Genomic DNA, 18,465 nt, shown 5'->3' on the forward strand with positions numbered 1-18,465 from the left:
ATCTATACGTTCCCTTCTTCCAATTCAAATGGGGCATCACAAGAATATATATCACTGAAAAATCCCATGTAAGGAATGTCGTCCTCTAAGCATTTTACAAGATACATAAACGCCTCGTCACACACTTGATCGTTTTCATTATTTTTCATTACCTCAAACGTGTCTACGATATTTTCCATAATAGCTGTGTTAATAAATAATGGTAATTTATTTAGCATATGATCAGCAATTTCGGTTTCGGACCTATACCCGTCAAGAGTGATATTAAAGTAATCATCCATAAACTTCCTCCGTTTTATAGGATCAGGCTCGAATTGAATCCATCCAACCCCATTTATCCAGAGCGAAGCAAGGTCAAACATATAAAAGCTAAAGCAAGAATTATCAAAATCATACACCGTAATTTGCCCATTATCGAAGTCTATCGAATAATTTCCGTCATTGTAATCAAAATGAATCATACCGAAATTATCTCTATTTCTACTGAGGTTTTTCAGTGTTTTAATAAGCTCTTTCAGTTTTGTTTTGAGTAAAGTGAGGGTATCGGGTATCAATTCATCGATGTAGTGTTCATTAAATTTGTCAAAGAAATTATATCTGCTATGAATAGGCGTATATTTTTTTGATAATTGATGTAGTTTCCCAAGAACTTTTCCGCAATTATAATAATATTCAGTTATTTCTGCGCCCTCTCGATACATATAATTGTTTTCAACAAGCATTTTTCCTTTAGCTTTTTCAAATAAGCTGACGAAAAACTTTTGGTCGTTATAGGAAATTTCTTCTAGAATATTCCCGTTTAAAGAACTGATTACATTTGAAACACTGCCACCATGATTAAATAGATATTTTATATATTCTAATTCACTAAGATAATCCTCTAGGTGCCTGTCGTTTAAGTAAGAAATCCTAAGTATTTTTGATTTTGATCCTTCTTTTTCACAAATATAAACTATATTTCGCCCTCCCTCGTGTGGGGAAATCAGTCCAATTCGATATTCTTCCAATCCATATAATTTTGAAATGGTTGAAAGCAAAAATTCATCACAGATTTTAATAACTTCACTCCGAGTCATATTTTCCTCCTTGTTTTTAGGAGGGTTAAAGTATAGTTCCCCTCCTATTTGTTTTAAGATTAACCGATACTGTATTTTTCATAAAATCACCCTTTATCAAAATTAATAGTATATAAGTTTACCTTATATGGATCAATTATGTCACACTACCTACTGTACTACCACACTAATTTTTTTGCATCCTTTATAAGTTTTCATCATGTTAAAATACAAAGATATTCATTCAAGTTCAAAAAATAGGTAATATTTTGTACAAGAGTACTTGTATCTAATGTTTGCTAAGGAATTTCTCTCACCCCAAAATTTGATAGGAATGAATAAAAACGAAGTGTAGTCCGTTTAATGAATGAGTCGAATAGTTCAAAATCTTTTTTTATGGTGTATTTGTAGAGGTTAATAATAAGCTTAAAGAACATTTTTTAATTAATCTTTTTTTTAAAGAGACATGAGAAATTACTCTCATCTCTTTTTTTATGTTCTAATTTAAACCTCTTCATCTTACAAATATAAAAAGAGAAATGACACCAAAGGGGATGCAGAACATGGAAATAGATGGAGTGTTTTCTGGAGGTGGGATAAAGGGTCTGGCTTTAATTGGGGCATATGAGGCAATTGAATCAAAAGGTTTCACCTTTAAACGACTTGCAGGAACAAGTGCAGGATCAATAATCGCAGGATTAGTAGCAGCGGGTTACTCAAGTCAAGAACTGAAGGATTTGCTTGATCATCTGGATTTTAAAAAATTATTAGATTCACGTAATTCATGGCTGCCAATTCCGAAGCAAATTGCAAAATGGATATTACTTTATTGGAGATTAGGTTTATATAAAGGTAAAGTGTTAGAAAATTTATTATCCGAACTACTAGCTGCTAAAGGAGTATACACATTTGCAGATCTGCCAAAGGATTCGTTGAAAGTGATTGCTTCAGATTTAAGCAATGGTAGGTTGCTTGTATTGCCGGATGATTTGGTGCAATATGGTGTACCGATTGACAGTTTTCCAGTTGCCAGGGCTATCAGGATGAGTTGTAGTATCCCGTATTTTTTTGAACCTATGAAGCTTCGAAGTTTAGAGGGGATAAGTGTGTTGGTTGATGGGGGGGTCTTAAGTAATTTTCCAATGTGGATTTTTGTGAATAAAGAAACGCAGAAGGTCCGTCCAGTCTTGGGTTTGACACTTAGTTCAAAAATAATGGACCAACCGAAACACAATATAAAAAATGGTGTTCAATTATTTGAAGCTCTATTCGAAACAATGAAAGAAGCCCATGATGCTAGGTATATTTCGAGAAAACATGAAAAAGATATTGTGTTTATTTCTGCTGAAAATTTTATGTCAACTGATTTCCAACTTACAAAGGAAAAAAAAGACGCCCTTATTGAGCTAGGGCGTTCAAAAACATTAAAATTTTTAAAAACATGGTCATATTAATGAAAGAATAATTAAGCTGATTATACTGAAGCTATTACTTCATTACCAACGTCGCTAGCTCTTTGCTTAATAAATGGCGCGATTTTTCTTTTTTCCCTTTTTTCCTTCTATTACTGTTAAATTAGCTTGAGATTTCTTACGGATTGGCTTCTTAAGAGCCTGTGAGTGAGTACTTGTAGTTGTATGACGATTTTTAAGTCGTTTTTTAGATCTTCGTGCTGCTTTTAAAAACTCTCTTTTATCCTTTGCATTCGGTCGCTTACTAGACCAAATCCGATAAATAAAATAGCAGGCGCAAATAAGAATAGCTGCAATAAATACTTGCTTTAATAATGCCCCTGGCTGTTGTATTATTGATGATCCAAGCCCGATAATAGCCAATAGACAAACTAAACCAATAAGCCAATTTCTTACCATCAGAAAAGACACCTCCAATAGAAACATCAGATCTAGCTTCAGCGCCTAGCCTTTTAATCATCCGTTATTGAAGACTGACCGAGACGCTTTGCACTTTTCCTATGCATTTTGTCCGCAATTCCATCCTTTTATACCAATTTTTCACATTATCTGTTTCGGTAAACTTAGAAAGTGTCAATTGAATAAAAAATATTATCATTGATAGGTAAAGAGAATTGATATTTATTACATTTCTAAGTTTGGCATATCAGCTTTCATAGGTACTTTTTCTTCTTCGAATTTTAGCAATTCATTAAACGAAGCAATAGCTACTTCTACTTGGTCATCAGCAGGCTCTTTAGTCGTAAGTAGTTGAAGCCAAAGTCCAGGGTAACCCAAATAACGTAATACAGGAATATCTCTTAGTTTATTTGTCAATTGAAGTACTTCAAATGATATTCCAAGAACAATCGGTAATAGTGCGATACGATCAACTAGTCGCAACCATAGTGGATCTGTCGGTACGAGCATATAAACAAAAACACCTACAATAACGGTAAATAATATAAAACTACTTCCACATCGATAATGAAGTCTTGATTGGGATTGAACATTTTCAACTGTCAGCTCTAAATGATTTTCATAGGCATTGATTACTTTATGTTCTGCACCGTGATATTGAAATACTCGTTTAATCATTGGTGTCAATGAGACAAAATAAATATAAATTAATAATAGAAGAAGCTTTATTAAGCCTTCAATTAGAACTTGTGCAACATCACTAGGAAAAATCGATTTCATAAATGATGCTAAAATGGCTGGCACAAGAGTGAAAACAAATTTTCCAAAAATAAAGGAAAGAACTCCGAGTGTAGCGACTCCTAATATCATAGTTATTCTCGATACTTTCTCTTCAGAAATTTCTTCATCTTTTTCAGGGTCTACATCATAACGTTCACTGGAGAAATTTAAATGTTGCGACCCGTTTGCACTTGCCTCGATTAAAGCGATAATCCCTCTTAAAAAAGGGACTTTTTTTAATTTCTGTAATACTGAATTTGACTTTCTAGGTAAATAAAAATAATCAATTGAACGATCTTTTCTTCTAATTGCTGTAACAGTGTGGTGCTTTCCGCCAAACATTACACCTTCAACAACTGCCTGACCACCATAAGCAGGTCTATTTTGACTTTCCACTTATTATTCACCAACCATTTCCTCGCTATTTGTCTCGACTAATTTTCTATGAATGAGTTTCTAACTTATTGAACTAATCAGAAATAGCAAACATATTAACTTTATTTTACTAAAAAAATAAAATTACGACTAGTTTAATTAACGGTGGATATTCTAAGGGTAAGTATTATATTCGGAGGTGTTCATATGTCACATATGGAAGAAAAACATTCAAACCATCGTGTCTCATTTATTTCAATGGCATTAGTCACTGGATTTATTGGTGGGATTCTTTGGAGCTTATTGGCTTATTTATGTTATTATTTTAACTTTACAAAGATAGAACCGAATATTCTATTAGAACCTTTTACAGTAGGAAATTGGAGAGGTAGCTGGATTGGGATCATTATAACGATTATCATGTATGGCATTATATCCATTGGTGTTGCTTTAGTTTATTATCTTGTTTTAAAAAAATTTAAATCTATGTGGGTAGGGATTGTATATGGTTTGATCCTTTATCTCGTCGTTTTTTTTATTCTTAATCCCATTTTTCCTAGTATGAAACCATTTTTCAAAAATGATCATAATACCCTGATTACTTCTGCTTGTATTTATGCATTATACGGATTGTTTGTCGGATATTCAATTTCATATGAACATAATGAATTTAAATATTTTAGAGAAAGAAAATTGAATGAGTGATTTCACTATTCGTAGCGAAAAAAGTTATGATAAAATATTCAATAGAATATTCATAAGAATGTTTCAAATTTTTTAAAAGGTGTTTTGAATGATGAAAATCTTATTATTAAACGGCCCTAATCTAAATTTATTAGGTCAAAGAGAACCAAATATTTATGGCAAAAACAGCCTAGAAGAGTTACAGAAACGCTTTGCTAAACTAGAAGAAGAGTATAATGTAAAGGTTGATTTTTTTCAATCAAATCACGAAGGGGTTTTAATTGATCAGTTACATGAGGCTAGTATGACAAAATATAATGGAATCATTTTTAACCCAGGTGCATTTACTCATTATAGCTATGCCATTCGGGATGCTATAGCTGCAATCGATGTACCCGTCATTGAAGTACATATTTCGAATGTCCATACAAGGGAAGCATTTAGAAGAGAATCAGTCATTTCACCGGTTTCAGTGGGGCAAATTGTTGGGTTCGGACTTTACGGTTATGAACTAGCATTAAAAGCAATGATTGAATACATATTAAGGGGAGAGTAACTATGCAAAAACTAGAGAATTTACGAAAGCAATTCACGAAAGCAGGTATCGATGGATTACTAATTACGAGTCAATACAATCGCAGATACCTTTCTAATTTTACTGGAACAGCAGGTGTTGTACTTATTTCAGGTGATGCTGCTCAATTTATTACGGACTTTCGTTATGTAGAACAAGCCACAAAACAAGCAGAAGGCTATGATGTCATTCAACATAAAGGGTTAATTCATGATGAAATTGCGAAGCAAGTCGAAGCACTGGGAATAAAAAAACTAGGATTTGAACAAGATTATGTGAATTATTCTGCTTATATGCTGTATGACAAAACATTTAATGCGGAATTAGTTCCAGTTTCAGGTTTAGTTGAAAATTTACGCTTGATTAAGACGGATGCAGAGATTAAGATATTAAAGGAAGCAGCCGACATTGCAGATGCTGCATTTAAACATATATTAGAGTATATTAAGCCTGGAGTTACAGAGTTGGAAGTATCCAATGAACTTGAATTTTTTATGAGAAAAGCAGGTGCTACCTCTTCATCTTTTGATACCATTGTTGCTTCTGGTACAAGATCTGCTCTTCCTCACGGAGTAGCTTCTGATAAAGTGATCGAAAAGGGTGACTTTGTTACTTTAGATTATGGTGCCTTACATAAAGGATATGTATCAGATATTACTCGTACAATTGCTGTAGGAAATCCATCAGATAAACTAAAAGAGATTTATGATATTGTTCTTGAATCACAATTGCTGGCTGTGGAAAAAATTAAACCAGGTATGACAGGTATAGAAGCGGATGCCATAGCAAGAGACTATATTGCTGAAAAAGGCTACGGTGAATACTTTGGTCATACTCTTGGCCATGGAATAGGGCTTGAAGTCCATGAAGGTCCAGCACTTTCCTTTAGATCAGAACTTGCTCTTCAACCAGGAATGGTTGTTACTGTAGAGCCAGGAATTTATTTACCTGGTGTTGGTGGTGTTCGTATTGAAGATGACACTTTAATTACGGAAAATTCGAATGAAACTTTAACTCATTCAACAAAAGACTTAATAATTCTTTAATATGATTTTGTAACTGGATGCACATAAAAGAATATCTTTATGTTGCTGAACAATTAGGAGGAAAAAACAAGATGATTTCTGTTAACGATTTTCGAACTGGTCTAACAATAGAAGTGGATGGAGGAATATGGAGAGTCATGGACTTCCAACACGTAAAACCTGGTAAAGGTGCTGCTTTTGTTCGTTCAAAGCTTCGTAATCTTCGAACTGGCGCAATTCAAGAAAAAACATTTCGTGCTGGAGAAAAAGTAGGCAAAGCACAAATTGATAACCGTAGAATGCAATATCTATATGCAAATGGGGATCAACATGTATTTATGGATAATGAATCCTATGAACAAATTGAATTAAGTGCTGCAGCGATCGATTATGAATTAAAGTTCTTAAAAGAAAATATGGAAGTACAAATTATGATGTACCAAGGTGAAACACTAGGTATTGAGCTTCCTAACACAGTTGAACTTACAGTAACTGAAACAGAACCTGGTATTAAAGGTGATACGGCTTCAGGTGGTTCTAAACCAGCTACAGTTGAAACAGGATTAATCGTGCAAGTTCCTTTCTTTGTAAATGAAGGCGACAAATTAATTATCAATACAACTGACGGTTCATATGTATCACGTGCTTAATCGCTAACTAAAGCGCAGGCAGACTTTCTCTTCCCATTAAGAAGAGAAAGTCTGCTTTTTTGTTTTCGAAAGTGAAACTCTCAATTTTTTTCCTTCATAAAGTAAATTTCCATTTTTATTATAATGAAGTTTGTTCGATGACTTGACTCCTTTGCAGTTATATACGATTACTAGGAGAAGAACAGATCGGTAGAAAACACTACTTTTACCATTTTGATATTTTTTAAAGAGAATGCCGTAAGTGTTAACCACTTATGGCATCCTCTTTTTTTATATTATTAGTCATACTCTAATTTGTTGCGAATACATTTAATATCAGAAGGCATGTACAACGATATTTTTATAATAGGATTTTTATTCAAAATAAGGAGGAGTTGAAAATAGAAAACATACTAACATTCTTGCCGAAGAATATCTCAGTAAAAATAAAAGAATTACCAACTCCTGTTTTAGATTGGACGGAGGAAATAAGAATACGAATTAATCGACCAATAGAAATAATGTCTAAAGGTGAGCCCTATTTTATTCCCTATATCGTTACAGAAGAAGATGCTGAGCAGATCATAAATAAATTGGCGAATTTTTCTTTCTATACATTGGAAGAAGAATTAAAAAAAGGTTATATCACGATTCCCGGTGGGCATCGTGTCGGTCTTGCTGGAAAGGTAATTCTTGAGAATGGATTAGTAAAAGCCATTAGAAATTTAGCTTCTTTTAATTTTCGGATCGCAAGGGAAAAAATTGGAGTGGCAAATCCTTATATTCCTGTGCTTTATCGGAATCGCTGGCGCCATACGATGATTATTGGTGCCCCACAGTCGGGAAAAACCACCCTCTTACGCGATATTGCAAGAATTATCTCAACCGGAGATACGAAAAGAAAGATTCCCCCCTTAAAAGTTGGAATAGTGGATGAGCGATCTGAAATTGCAGGTTGTGTTCATGGAATCCCACAATTAGAATTTGGGCCAAGAGTTGATATTCTTGATGCATGTCCAAAAGCAGAAGGTATGATGATGCTTATTCGTTCGATGAGTCCAGATGTTTTGATTGTGGATGAGATAGGAAGTAAAAAAGACAGTGAAGCAATTATGGAAGCTGCAAATGCAGGTATTACATTGATTATGACTACACATGGGAAATCATATGAAGAAATAAAAAAACGACCAAACTTAACTGAAATATTACGTTCCCGGGTTTTTGAAAATTATATTGAATTGACGAGAAGAAAAGGACCAGGAACAATTGATAAAATTTGTGATGAAAATGGTAAAGAACGGATATATAAAGTTGGTGTATCGAGTGGTTAGAGTAATCGGAGCAATCTTTATTATTTTTTCTACTACATGGGCTGGGTTCGAATTATCCAAGCGCTTAAGTGAAAGAACAAGGCAATTACGTATGTTTCGTACAGCATTACAATCATTAGAAGCTGAAATTATGTATGGACATACTCCACTTCATGAAGCAGCAAGGAGACTATCTACTCAAATGCCTAAGCCAATTGCAACATGTTTTGAACAATTTTCTTTACGGCTGACAACGATGGAAACAACAGTTAAATGTGCCTGGGAGGAGAGCTTACAAGAGATTTGGAAATTGACTTCATTAAAAAGAAGTGAATATGAAATTCTTGTCCAATTCGGTGAAACTTTAGGAAAACATGATCGAATGACTGAACAAAAACAAATTATCCTAACTTTAACACATCTAGAACGCGAGGAAGAAGATGCACGTGACAAACAGCAGCGCTATGAAAAAATGATGAAAAGCTTAGGCTTTTTATCGGGATTATTAGTGGTTATTTTGCTTTTGTAGTTGACAGGAGGGAAAGATGTGGGAATAGATGTAGATGTGATTTTTAAAATAGCTGGTGTTGGTATTATCGTCGCATTCCTGCACACTATTTTAGATCAAGTAGGCAAAAAGGAATATGCTCAATGGGTCACTCTCTTTGGATTTTTATACATTTTATTTCTAGTGGCTTCCATTGTCGATGATTTATTTCAAAAAATAAAATCAGTATTTTTATTTCAAGGCTAGGGGAGGGAATAAGGATTGAAATCTTAAAAATTGTTGGGATTGCCTTAATCACAACTTTCCTCGCTTTAATTATAAAAGAGCAAAAACCTAATTTTGCATTTTTATTAGTGCTATTTGTTGGATGCGCAATATTCATTTATTTAGTGGATCAAGTATATACCATTATTCGGATGGTTGAAACCATTGCAACGAATGCTAATGTGAACACAATTTATGTGAAAACAATCTTAAAAATTATTGGAATCGCCTATATAGCTGAATTCGCTTCACATATTTCAAAGGATGCTGGACAAGGAGCTATGGCAGCAAAAGTTGAACTAGCAGGCAAAATACTAATATTAGCAATGGCTATTCCGATTTTAACCGTATTAATAGAAACCGTCCTAAATTTGGTTCCCAATGGATAGTACAAGCTTGTGAGGTGAATACGTTTTGCGGCAATGGATCTTGATAATAATGGCCATCCTATTTACTACTCTTTTTGGACAGAGCAACACATATGCAGCCTCTAATAGCGAGACAAATCCATCACTGCAAGAAGAATTAGTTGAAAAACAAATGAATGACTTAGGCATTGATGAATTGAAGCAATATTGGGATAACGTTATCCATGAATATGGAGGTTATTTACCGGATAGTCAGAAAGGTAGCTTAATTGATTTTATAAAAGGGGATAAAGAATTTTCCCTCAACCAATGGTTTAAGGGGATTCTTAAGTTTACTTTTCACGAACTCATTGCAAATGGAAAATTATTAGGTTCCTTAATAATTTTAACGATCTTTAGTATGTTTCTACAATCCTTACACCAAGCATTTGAACAGGGAACTATTAGTAAAGTCGCTTATGCAATCGTTTTTATCGTTCTTACAATATTAGCACTTAATAGTTTTCATGTAGCTATTGAATATGCAAAAAATGCTATAAGCATGATGACTAATTTTATATTAGCGATTATTCCTCTTCTGCTCGCACTGATTTCAACCTCAGGTGGAATAACTTCAGCAGCTTTTTTTCATCCAGTTATATTATTTCTTATGAATACTAGTGGAGTACTCGTTCAATATATTGTTTTACCTTTACTATTATTATCAACCATCCTTAGTATTGTTAGTACTTTATCTGATCAGTATAAAGCAACACAGCTTGCACAGCTATTACGGAATGGAAGTATCGGTTTATTAGGGATATTTATGACGATCTTTTTAGGAGTTATTTCTGTTCAAGGAACAGCTACCGCTGTAACAGATGGAATAACAATTCGAACTGCAAAATTTGTTACAGGTAATTTTGTTCCTGTAATCGGGAGAATGTTTACTGATGCTGCTGATACGGTAATAAGTGCCTCCGTATTATTAAAAAACACCTTGGGAATTGCAGGGGTAGCAATTGTTCTAATCATTGCCGCTTTTCCTGCTATTAAAATTTTAGCACTTGCGTTTATGTTCAAATTCACCGCTGCAATTATTCAACCAATTGGAAACGGTCCAGTCATTAAATGTTTAGATACAATTAGTAAAAATATGGTTTATGTATTTGCAGCTCTGGCAATTGTTGCTCTTATGTTTTTTTTAAGTATCACTATTATTATTGTAGCAGGGAATATAACGATGATGATGCGTTAAATTGAAAAATTGTGTTAGGCAAGGGGAAGAGGTTACATGAGTTTTCTTACAGAATGGATCATGAATATTGTAGTTTTCATTTTATTAGCGATGATAGTGGACATGCTCTTACCGAACTCTAATATGAAGAAATATACAAAAATGGTAACAGGTCTTTTGTTAATTGCCATCATCATTACCCCACTTATCAAAGTATTTTCAAAGGACTTTGATCAAGTCTTAACCTCCTTTTCTTCTGAAAAAACAGTGGATAATAAAAAACTAGAAAATTTAATAGAATCGAAAAAAAAAGAAATACAAGCTGTACAAGATGAATATACATTAGAACAAGTGGCTGTCCAAATGAAAAATGATGTCAAGGAGGAGTTGATGGATCAATATGGTAAGCAAATACAAAACATTAATCTCGAGGAAAGTGGACAAAAAAATGATGGTAAAAATCCTATAGATAAGGTGATTGTATATTTGGAAGAAGCCAAAGAAAATTCAATTGCTGCAATAGAACCTATTGAGATTCAAGCAAATCAACCCAAGAATGACAAACATTTAAAAGAGATGGAAAGCATTAAGGAAACCTTAGCAGATCAATGGAATGTAACAAAAGATCAGATTGAACTTCACTATGAAGGGAGGGTTCGCAATCTGAATGAACAATAATAAAGGTCCTATTGATTGGTTAAAAGAAAAATTATTTCAAAGCAAAGAGAATGATTCTAATAAAAAAAATAAGAAATATCAATACCTCCTTATTCTACTAGTCTGTGGAATAGCAATAATGCTAATCAGTGACATCTGGAAAACTGGGAATAAGGAAACCTCTTCGACCACTTCGGTTTATAGTGCAACTGACGATCAAAAAGATGTAGAAACATTTGGTTCTGGGAATAAGGATCAAAATAAAAAGATGAAAGATTATGAAATGCAATATGAAACAGAGCTAAAAGATGTATTAGAGCAAATGTCCGGAGTGGGTAAGGTTAGAGTCATCGTCAATCTTGCAGCAACGGAAAGTAAAGTTTACGAAAAAAACACCGTGATTCAAAATCAAACTACAACAGAAACTGACCAAAATGGTGGAGAACGGCAGATTGAGGATCTTTCCAAAGATGAAAAACTTGTCATCATTAGAGATGGTGACAAAGAAATACCATTGATTACTGAAACAAAGAAACCTGAAATTAGAGGGGTTCTAGTCGTAGCAGACGGAGCCAAAAATATATCAGTAAAAAGTATGATCATAGAAGCGGTATCCAGGGCTTTAGATGTTCCAACACATAAAGTGTCTGTTCAACCTAAAAAAAATTAAGGGGGATATATCCATGTTATTGAAAAAACAAACTGTATGGTTATTAACAATGTTAAGTTTAGTCGTCGTACTTTCCGTCTATTATGTTACTTCAGATCCAAAACAATCAGATATGGCCGCGGTCGAGCAGAAAGATGGAAAAGAAGCAACGAAGGAAAAAGAAACTACTAAGAAAGAACAAAACATGAATGTTGTGACAGAACAAAGTGATGAGGTGTTCGAACAAATTCGTATAGATCGTCAGGATGATCGTAGCAAAGCAAAGGATGATTTAACAAAAACGTTAGCGTCAACTGATTTATCAGCTGAAGAAAGAAGTAAAGCACAGGATGAAATGAAGAAATTAAATGAACTAGCAACTACTGAAAAGGTTTTAGAACAATTAATAAAATCTAAAGGCTATGAAGATGTTTTAGTAAGAGCAGATGGGACTGAAATGAAAATTACAGTTAAAGCAAAAGAACATAATACCAAAGCAGCAAATCAAATTTTAAGATTAGTACAGGAAGAAATGGGCAACATGCAAAAAGTAGCTGTAGATTTTCAACCGTAAATAGTCATGTTTAGGGTGATCCGGAGTGAATTGGATCACCTTTTATTATTCGTAAAATTAGATTGGTTCTATTAGGTTATTGAATTTTTACTAAGTCTTATCGTATGATATTAGTAGTAAGTCTTAAATCATTCTGCTAGAGTTAATCATCTATTCATAATGAAGTTTGACAGCAGATATGTAATAGCAGGATAATAATTATTAATCATGTACATATTGATGGTTTATCCAAAAAACTAAAGAGGTGTTATTTTTATGAAAATACAAGAAGTTCGTGAACTAATTAAGCTTATTGATCAATCAAGCATTAATGAGTTTAAATTGGAAGGTGAAGGATATTCAATTAAAATGAAGAAAAATTCAGATGTGACGGTTGTTGAAGCTCCTATTGCCCAAACTCCAGTGATGCAACCAGTAGCGCCTGCTCCAGCTGCGTCACAAGTGAAAAATGAGCCAGTTCAAGAGATAGTAGAACAACCTGTTAAAAAACAAGATGAGAACTTGCATAAAATTGTTTCTCCAATGGTTGGGACATTTTATCAATCCCCATCACCAGACGCTGACGTGTATGTGAAAGTTGGATCAACTGTTCAGAGCAATACAGTTGTTTGTATTGTCGAAGCGATGAAATTATTTAATGAAATTGAAGCTGAAGTTGACGGAGAAATTGTTGAAATCTTAGTTAAAGATGGCCAGCTTGTTGAATATGGACAACCTTTATTCTTGGTGAAGACTAAGTAAGGAGCGAACATCATGATAAAAAAAGTATTAATTGCCAATCGCGGTGAAATTGCCGTTAGGATTATCCGTGCGTGTCGTGATTTAGGTATTGAAGCTGTAGCGGTTTATTCAGAAGCTGATAAAGATGCCCTTCACGTACAGTTAGCTGACGAAGCTTATTGTATTGGACCAAAAGCATCAAAAGATAGTTATTTAAATGTAACAAATATCATTAGTATTGCTAAATTAACAGGTTGTGATGCAATTCATCCTGGATATGGATTTTTAGCTGAAAATGCTGACTTTGCAGAGCTATGTCGGGAATGCAATATTATCTTCATCGGACCTAGTCCAGAAGCGATTTCTAAGATGGGTACAAAGGACGTTGCAAGGGAAACAATGAAGGATGCAGGTGTACCTATCGTCCCAGGCTCTCAAGGAATTATTAATGAAATTGAAGAAGCAATCCAATTAGCCAATTCAATGGGATATCCTGTAATCATTAAAGCTACTGCTGGTGGTGGTGGTAAAGGAATCCGTGTTGCGAAAAATGAAGAAGAACTAGTAAAAGGAATCAATATCACACAACAAGAAGCTGCAACAGCATTTGGTAATCCTGGTGTTTATATTGAGAAATACATTGAAGATTTTAGACATGTTGAAATCCAAATTATGGCTGATCAACATGGGAATGTAATTCATTTAGGTGAACGTGACTGTTCAATCCAAAGACGTTTACAAAAACTATTAGAAGAATCTCCATCACCAGCACTTACCCCTGAAATACGTGAAAAAATGGGTGAAGCAGCTGTAAAAGCAGCAAAAGCAGTTGATTATACTGGTGCAGGAACGATTGAGTTTATTTTTGATCATCATAATCAAATTTTTTATTTTATGGAAATGAATACGAGAATACAAGTAGAACATCCTGTTACAGAGATGGTGACAGGTGTAGATCTGGTAAAAGAACAAATACTCGTTGCATCTGGTCAACCACTATCGATTAAACAAGAGGAAGTAACTTTTAAGGGCTGGTCGATTGAATGTAGAATCAATGCAGAAAATCCTGCCAAGAATTTCATGCCATCCGCAGGGAAAATTGATATGTATTTACCACCGGGTGGACTAGGAGTTCGTGTCGATTCTGCCGCATATCCTGGATATACAATTCCACCATATTACGATTCTATGATTGCAAAGGTTATTTCTTATGGAGCGACAAGGGATGAAGCGATTGCGAGAATGAAACGTGCTTTAAGTGAATTTGCAGTAGAAGGAATTCATACAACTATTCCTTTCCATATGCGATTGTTAGAACATGAAACATTTGTAAGTGGTGATTTCAATACGAAGTTTTTAGAAAAATACGATATAATGAAATAATCATAGATGGAGGTGTTTGATTGATGGTTGAAACAAATACAATGCTAGAAATGGACCAAGGTCAAGACGGTTTAGGTAAAATTGAAATTGCTCCAGAGGTTATTGAAGTAATCGCAGGTATTGCAGCAACGGAAGTGGAAGGCGTAGCTCAAATGAGAGGAAATTTTGCATCCGGTGTTGCTGAAAAACTCGGAAGAAAGAACCATGGTAAAGGTGTAAAGGTAGACCTAACGGAAGAAGGAATACTTGTTGATGTTTATTGTACGATGAATTTTGGTGTTTCAATACCAACAGTTGCAGGGAAAATTCAAGACAATATTCGTCAAGCATTACTGAATATGACAGCTTTAGAAGCACAAGAGGTTAATATTCATATTGTTGGTATACAATTTGAAACACAAAAGCAAGAAAATGACTACGAACCAGAAATGATATAAACCACTAGCCAAGGGTACACGCCCTTGGCTTTACTTTTTTTATGAATTATAATAAAAATGAATGAAATTAGGATAAATCGTGCGTTCAATGTATTTTTTATGCTATTATCTTTTTAGTGTAAAATAATAAGGGACAATATGAATCAATATTGAGGCGTTGACGTTGACATCCTCATTTAGAGAAAAAGGAGTTTTAATTGAAAATGAAAAGAAGAACAGCACGAGAGAAGGCTCTCCAAGCATTATTTCAAATAGATATCAACGAAGCTTCCCCAGATGAGGCCATTAAAAATGTAGTCAAAGGTGAAGAAAAAAATGAATATTTAAATGAATTGGTACATGGGACAAGTAATCATTTAAATGAAATTGATGAAATGATTGCTCAACACCTTGAAAAGTGGACAATCAATCGGTTAGCAAAGGTGGATCTAAATATTTTACGTTTAGGTGTATTCGAATTAATGTATGTTGATGATATTCCAGCAAACGTAGCGATCAATGAAGCATTAGAAGTGTCTAAACGATTCGGTGATGAGCAATCCAGTAAATTTATTAATGGCGTATTATCGAAAATAAAAGATACGACTCAAAAGTAAATGAATAATAAAGCTAACAAAATAAGCTGAAATCCACTGAAAAATTATTAAAATATCGTCAACCTAATGATTAAGATGTATAATAAAACAAAAGCTGACTTCCCTTGAAGCAGCTTTTGTTTTTACATAATGTATGGCTTAGATATAGTAATCATACCATTAAAATGAAGAAAAACACTATGGAGTCAATACAGTCTCCTTTTCAATATTAATTATAAAAAGGGTGTTACATTTGACAGCAAATCGGTATTTAACTGTTCAAGCGTTAACCAAATATATTAAAAGAAAATTTGATGTCGATCCGTATTTAGCTAATATCTATGTAAAAGGAGAAATTTCAAATTTTAAACAGCATTCCAGTGGTCATATGTATTTTACCTTAAAAGATAATAAAGCTAGAATTCTAGCTGTGATGTTCTCCTCTGCTAATAAAGTATTAAAATTCCAGCCTGAAAATGGGATGAATGTTTTAATTCAAGGTCAAATAACTGTTTATGAAGGCAGTGGCCAATATCAAATTTATGTAAAGGAAATGCAGCCAGACGGGATAGGAGAGTTGTATTTAGCTTACGAACAGTTAAAGGCAAAGTTAGAAAGTGAAGGATTATTTGCTCTGGAAAGAAAACAAAAAATACCTCAATATCCCAATACGATTGGAATTATTACATCACCGACAGGAGCGGCTGTTAGAGATATTATTTCTACAATTAAGCGAAGATATCCTATCGGAAAAATGATTCTACACCCAGCCTTAGTACAGGGTGAAAATGCTGCAAAATCCATTGCAGACGCAATTGAAAAAATGAATCAAATGGAAAGCATAGATGTCTTAATTGTTGGGCGCGGTGGTGGTTCAATTGAAGAGTTATGGGCATTTAATGAAGAAATTGTTGCACGAGCTATTGCCCATTCACATATACCTATCATTTCAGCAGTTGGGCATGAAACAGATTTTACCATTGCAGACTTTGTTGCAGATTTACGTGCACCTACACCGACTGGGGCGGCAGAATTAGCTGTCCCTCATATAGAGGAGTTAATGGAAAAACTCTTGAATCGAAAATCGAGATTAATTCGAAGCACTTCTGAGATGATTAGACATGAACGAAAAAGACTGGAATTTTTAGAGCGTTCTTATGTATTTAAAAACCCTCAGCGCTTATATGAACAAAAAATGGAACATTTGGACCGATTAACGAACCAATTAAGTCGTGAGATGAAGCAAAAAATTCAATCTCTTTTCATTGACTTTACCCAACTGCAAAAACAATTTTTAAGGAATCAACCGAAAAAACAGGTTGAACATGAAAAGGAAAAATACGAAAGATTAAACAATGAACTTCAAAAACAATTAATGATTACTCTAAAGGATAAACAGCAGGAGTTCTCAAAGGTTCTTATGACATTAGAAGCATTAAGCCCATTGAAAGTCATGGATAGAGGATATAGTCTTGCCTATACAGAGAATCAACAGATTATTAAAAGTGTGAACCAAATAAAAGAAGACGATCGTATTCGAGTACAAGTATCTGATGGAAATATTATTTGTGAAGTGAAAGAAATTGGAAAGGAATGAAAAAAATGGATGAAACATTATCATTTGAAGAAGCAATGGAACAATTAGAAGTCATTGTTCAACGTTTAGAAAAAGGAGATGTCCCTTTAGAGGAAGCATTGACGATCTATAAAAAAGGGATGGAACTTTCAAAGCTTTGTCACGATAAGTTAAAAACAGTAGAAGAGCAACTAACTAGTATTATTACAGATAATGGTGAAGAGGAGTTTATCATCAAAGAGGAGGATTAAGCTTGCATTTAAAAACATTTATGTCAAAAATGAATAAAGAATTAGAGAATCAACTTTCTGCATATATTTCAAACTTAAACGCTCCTATGATCATTAAAGAGGCTATGGATTATTCTCTTCAAGCTGGTGGAAAAAGAATAAGACCGTCCTTAGTATTTGCAACAATTCGTTCATTCGGTCAGAACGAAATGGAGGGGTTGTCTGTTGCCTGTGCACTAGAGATGATACATACCTATTCTCTTATCCATGACGATCTACCAGCGATGGATAATGATGATTTACGCAGAGGCAAACCAACTAACCATAAGGTTTTCGGGGAAGCCTATTCAATATTGGCTGGTGATGGATTACTTACATATAGCTTTCAAGTAATTGCTCAAGATCCCAAACTATCTAATGATAAAAAGGTGAAGCTGATGGAATTATTAGCTATATCTGCTGGCCCGGAGGGAATGGTTGGTGGTCAGGTAGCCGATATGCTAGGGGAAAATAAATCCTTGACCATTGATGAATTAGAATATATTCATAAAAATAAAACGGGAAAACTTTTATTATATGCAGTAAAAGCAGGTGCAATTATTGCAGATGCAACAAATGAGCAGATTGACATTTTAGCACAATATGCTGAAAATATCGGCTTAGCATTCCAAATAAGAGATGATATTTTAGATATTGAAGGAAACGAAGAGACACTAGGGAAACCTGTTGGAAGTGATGTCGAAAATGTAAAGAGTACCTATCCTTCTTTATTATCATTAAATGGTGCAAAAAAACGACTTCATTTCCATACAGAAAAAGCAAAAGAATGTATAAAAACACTTAATTTACATTCAAATTTACTCGAAGAAATGGCTAGCCTTATTGAAGTAAGGGATTCATAAATGAGTTAAAGAAGAAAATATGTTATAATACAAAAAAACATGAAAATACATGGATATTAGTTTGCCGTTATAAAAGATAGCGGCAATTTTTAAGGTACTCATC

At 34.0% G+C, this 18,465-nt stretch carries 23 protein-coding genes; 20 read left to right on the forward strand and 3 right to left on the reverse strand.

Annotated features, from left to right (window positions below; genetic code table 11):
• Window positions 1–2 precede the first annotated feature (2 nt).
• Window positions 3–1,076, reverse strand: coding sequence for a phosphotransferase enzyme family protein (locus NST63_RS09725; protein ID WP_341041967.1), 1,074 nt, complete (start codon window positions 1,074–1,076; stop codon window positions 3–5).
• 542 nt (window positions 1,077–1,618) lie between these two features.
• Between NST63_RS09725 and NST63_RS09730 the strand changes: the two genes are divergently transcribed.
• Entirely contained in the window at window positions 1,619–2,509 is an 891-nt protein-coding gene (locus NST63_RS09730; RefSeq protein WP_341041968.1) for a patatin-like phospholipase family protein, read from the forward strand.
• Between the two features lie 66 nt (window positions 2,510–2,575).
• Here NST63_RS09730 and NST63_RS09735 read toward each other — a convergent pair whose 3' ends face one another.
• Window positions 2,576–2,926: an SA1362 family protein gene (locus NST63_RS09735; RefSeq protein ID WP_212943094.1), complete on the reverse strand. Its 351-nt coding sequence runs from the start codon at window positions 2,924–2,926 to the stop codon at window positions 2,576–2,578.
• Between the two features lie 225 nt (window positions 2,927–3,151).
• Window positions 3,152–4,048 carry a DUF1385 domain-containing protein gene (locus tag NST63_RS09740; protein WP_445663902.1) on the reverse strand — a complete coding sequence of 299 codons (897 nt, stop codon included), beginning with the start codon at window positions 4,046–4,048 and terminating at the stop codon, window positions 3,152–3,154.
• Between the two features lie 240 nt (window positions 4,049–4,288).
• Here NST63_RS09740 and NST63_RS09745 point away from each other — a divergent pair, with 240 nt between their 5' ends.
• The 19 genes from NST63_RS09745 (at window position 4,289) to NST63_RS09835 (ending at window position 18,362) form a co-directional block, all read left to right on the forward strand.
• Window positions 4,289–4,786: a YqhR family membrane protein gene (locus NST63_RS09745; RefSeq protein ID WP_139358067.1), complete on the forward strand. Its 498-nt coding sequence runs from the start codon at window positions 4,289–4,291 to the stop codon at window positions 4,784–4,786.
• 88 nt (window positions 4,787–4,874) lie between these two features.
• Window positions 4,875–5,321, forward strand: a complete 447-nt coding sequence (gene aroQ, locus NST63_RS09750) for a type II 3-dehydroquinate dehydratase (protein ID WP_071976164.1) — start codon at window positions 4,875–4,877, stop codon at window positions 5,319–5,321.
• A gap of 2 nt (window positions 5,322–5,323) precedes the next feature.
• Window positions 5,324–6,385, forward strand: coding sequence for a M24 family metallopeptidase (locus tag NST63_RS09755; protein WP_341041970.1), 1,062 nt, complete (start codon window positions 5,324–5,326; stop codon window positions 6,383–6,385).
• Window positions 6,386–6,456: 71 nt separating this feature from the next.
• The gene (gene efp, locus NST63_RS09760; protein WP_058002220.1) at window positions 6,457–7,014 is read left to right on the forward strand and encodes an elongation factor P; all 558 of its coding nucleotides are present in this window, start codon (window positions 6,457–6,459) and stop codon (window positions 7,012–7,014) included.
• 380 nt (window positions 7,015–7,394) lie between these two features.
• Complete coding sequence (gene spoIIIAA, locus NST63_RS09765) at window positions 7,395–8,324, forward strand: stage III sporulation protein AA (RefSeq protein WP_058002423.1); 930 nt, start codon at window positions 7,395–7,397, stop codon at window positions 8,322–8,324.
• Window positions 8,317–8,832, forward strand: coding sequence for a stage III sporulation protein SpoIIIAB (gene spoIIIAB / locus NST63_RS09770; protein ID WP_078109397.1), 516 nt, complete (start codon window positions 8,317–8,319; stop codon window positions 8,830–8,832). The genes spoIIIAA and spoIIIAB overlap by 8 nt, the downstream gene beginning before the upstream one ends.
• Window positions 8,833–8,850: 18 nt before the next feature.
• Window positions 8,851–9,057, forward strand: coding sequence for a stage III sporulation protein AC (spoIIIAC, locus tag NST63_RS09775; RefSeq protein WP_058002222.1), 207 nt, complete (start codon window positions 8,851–8,853; stop codon window positions 9,055–9,057).
• Between the two features lie 20 nt (window positions 9,058–9,077).
• Window positions 9,078–9,464 carry a stage III sporulation protein AD gene (gene spoIIIAD / locus NST63_RS09780; RefSeq protein WP_373312629.1) on the forward strand — a complete coding sequence of 129 codons (387 nt, stop codon included), beginning with the start codon at window positions 9,078–9,080 and terminating at the stop codon, window positions 9,462–9,464.
• 25 nt (window positions 9,465–9,489) lie between these two features.
• Window positions 9,490–10,680 carry a stage III sporulation protein AE gene (spoIIIAE, locus tag NST63_RS09785; RefSeq protein WP_212943092.1) on the forward strand — a complete coding sequence of 397 codons (1,191 nt, stop codon included), beginning with the start codon at window positions 9,490–9,492 and terminating at the stop codon, window positions 10,678–10,680.
• A 36-nt stretch (window positions 10,681–10,716) separates the two neighbouring features.
• Window positions 10,717–11,337: a stage III sporulation protein AF gene (spoIIIAF, locus tag NST63_RS09790; RefSeq protein ID WP_341041971.1), complete on the forward strand. Its 621-nt coding sequence runs from the start codon at window positions 10,717–10,719 to the stop codon at window positions 11,335–11,337.
• Entirely contained in the window at window positions 11,327–11,986 is a 660-nt protein-coding gene (spoIIIAG, locus tag NST63_RS09795; protein WP_341041973.1) for a stage III sporulation protein AG, read from the forward strand. The genes spoIIIAF and spoIIIAG overlap by 11 nt, the downstream gene beginning before the upstream one ends.
• A gap of 13 nt (window positions 11,987–11,999) precedes the next feature.
• Window positions 12,000–12,539, forward strand: a complete 540-nt coding sequence (locus NST63_RS09800) for a SpoIIIAH-like family protein (RefSeq protein WP_180212359.1) — start codon at window positions 12,000–12,002, stop codon at window positions 12,537–12,539.
• A 255-nt stretch (window positions 12,540–12,794) separates the two neighbouring features.
• Window positions 12,795–13,280, forward strand: a complete 486-nt coding sequence (gene accB, locus NST63_RS09805; protein WP_341041974.1) for an acetyl-CoA carboxylase biotin carboxyl carrier protein — start codon at window positions 12,795–12,797, stop codon at window positions 13,278–13,280.
• 12 nt (window positions 13,281–13,292) lie between these two features.
• On the forward strand, window positions 13,293–14,642 hold the full coding sequence (accC, locus tag NST63_RS09810) for an acetyl-CoA carboxylase biotin carboxylase subunit (protein WP_058002229.1): 1,350 nt from the start codon (window positions 13,293–13,295) through the stop codon (window positions 14,640–14,642).
• 23 nt (window positions 14,643–14,665) lie between these two features.
• Entirely contained in the window at window positions 14,666–15,079 is a 414-nt protein-coding gene (locus tag NST63_RS09815; protein ID WP_212943555.1) for an Asp23/Gls24 family envelope stress response protein, read from the forward strand.
• Between the two features lie 203 nt (window positions 15,080–15,282).
• Complete coding sequence (gene nusB, locus NST63_RS09820) at window positions 15,283–15,675, forward strand: transcription antitermination factor NusB (RefSeq protein WP_212943087.1); 393 nt, start codon at window positions 15,283–15,285, stop codon at window positions 15,673–15,675.
• A gap of 232 nt (window positions 15,676–15,907) precedes the next feature.
• On the forward strand, window positions 15,908–17,251 hold the full coding sequence (gene xseA / locus NST63_RS09825) for an exodeoxyribonuclease VII large subunit (RefSeq protein ID WP_341041976.1): 1,344 nt from the start codon (window positions 15,908–15,910) through the stop codon (window positions 17,249–17,251).
• A gap of 5 nt (window positions 17,252–17,256) precedes the next feature.
• Complete coding sequence (gene xseB, locus NST63_RS09830; RefSeq protein WP_212943083.1) at window positions 17,257–17,481, forward strand: exodeoxyribonuclease VII small subunit; 225 nt, start codon at window positions 17,257–17,259, stop codon at window positions 17,479–17,481.
• A gap of 20 nt (window positions 17,482–17,501) precedes the next feature.
• A complete protein-coding gene (locus tag NST63_RS09835) occupies window positions 17,502–18,362 on the forward strand; it encodes a polyprenyl synthetase family protein (RefSeq protein ID WP_212943553.1) in 861 nt (286 codons plus the stop codon).
• The last annotated feature ends 103 nt before the right edge of the window (window positions 18,363–18,465 follow it).

The sequence above is a fragment of the Heyndrickxia sp. FSL W8-0496 genome, assembly GCF_038007825.1.
GTDB lineage: Bacteria > Bacillota > Bacilli > Bacillales > Bacillaceae_C > Heyndrickxia > Heyndrickxia oleronia.

Excerpts from the sequence above, each read along its gene's own strand:
- NST63_RS09725 (WP_341041967.1), bottom strand. The coding sequence starts at position 1,076 with ATGACTCGGAGTGAAGTTATTAAAATCTGTGATGAATTTTTGCTTTCA.
- NST63_RS09730 (WP_341041968.1), top strand. The coding sequence starts at position 1,619 with ATGGAAATAGATGGAGTGTTTTCTGGAGGTGGGATAAAGGGTCTGGCT.
- NST63_RS09735 (WP_212943094.1), bottom strand. The coding sequence starts at position 2,926 with ATGGTAAGAAATTGGCTTATTGGTTTAGTTTGTCTATTGGCTATTATC.
- NST63_RS09740 (WP_445663902.1), bottom strand. The coding sequence starts at position 4,048 with ATGTTTGGCGGAAAGCACCACACTGTTACAGCAATTAGAAGAAAAGAT.
- NST63_RS09745 (WP_139358067.1), top strand. The coding sequence starts at position 4,289 with ATGTCACATATGGAAGAAAAACATTCAAACCATCGTGTCTCATTTATT.
- aroQ (WP_071976164.1), top strand. The coding sequence starts at position 4,875 with ATGATGAAAATCTTATTATTAAACGGCCCTAATCTAAATTTATTAGGT.
- NST63_RS09755 (WP_341041970.1), top strand. The coding sequence starts at position 5,324 with ATGCAAAAACTAGAGAATTTACGAAAGCAATTCACGAAAGCAGGTATC.
- efp (WP_058002220.1), top strand. The coding sequence starts at position 6,457 with ATGATTTCTGTTAACGATTTTCGAACTGGTCTAACAATAGAAGTGGAT.
- spoIIIAF (WP_341041971.1), top strand. The coding sequence starts at position 10,717 with ATGAGTTTTCTTACAGAATGGATCATGAATATTGTAGTTTTCATTTTA.
- spoIIIAG (WP_341041973.1), top strand. The coding sequence starts at position 11,327 with ATGAACAATAATAAAGGTCCTATTGATTGGTTAAAAGAAAAATTATTT.
- NST63_RS09800 (WP_180212359.1), top strand. The coding sequence starts at position 12,000 with ATGTTATTGAAAAAACAAACTGTATGGTTATTAACAATGTTAAGTTTA.
- accB (WP_341041974.1), top strand. The coding sequence starts at position 12,795 with ATGAAAATACAAGAAGTTCGTGAACTAATTAAGCTTATTGATCAATCA.
- accC (WP_058002229.1), top strand. The coding sequence starts at position 13,293 with ATGATAAAAAAAGTATTAATTGCCAATCGCGGTGAAATTGCCGTTAGG.
- NST63_RS09815 (WP_212943555.1), top strand. The coding sequence starts at position 14,666 with ATGGTTGAAACAAATACAATGCTAGAAATGGACCAAGGTCAAGACGGT.
- nusB (WP_212943087.1), top strand. The coding sequence starts at position 15,283 with ATGAAAAGAAGAACAGCACGAGAGAAGGCTCTCCAAGCATTATTTCAA.
- xseB (WP_212943083.1), top strand. The coding sequence starts at position 17,257 with ATGGATGAAACATTATCATTTGAAGAAGCAATGGAACAATTAGAAGTC.
- NST63_RS09835 (WP_212943553.1), top strand. The coding sequence starts at position 17,502 with ATGTCAAAAATGAATAAAGAATTAGAGAATCAACTTTCTGCATATATT.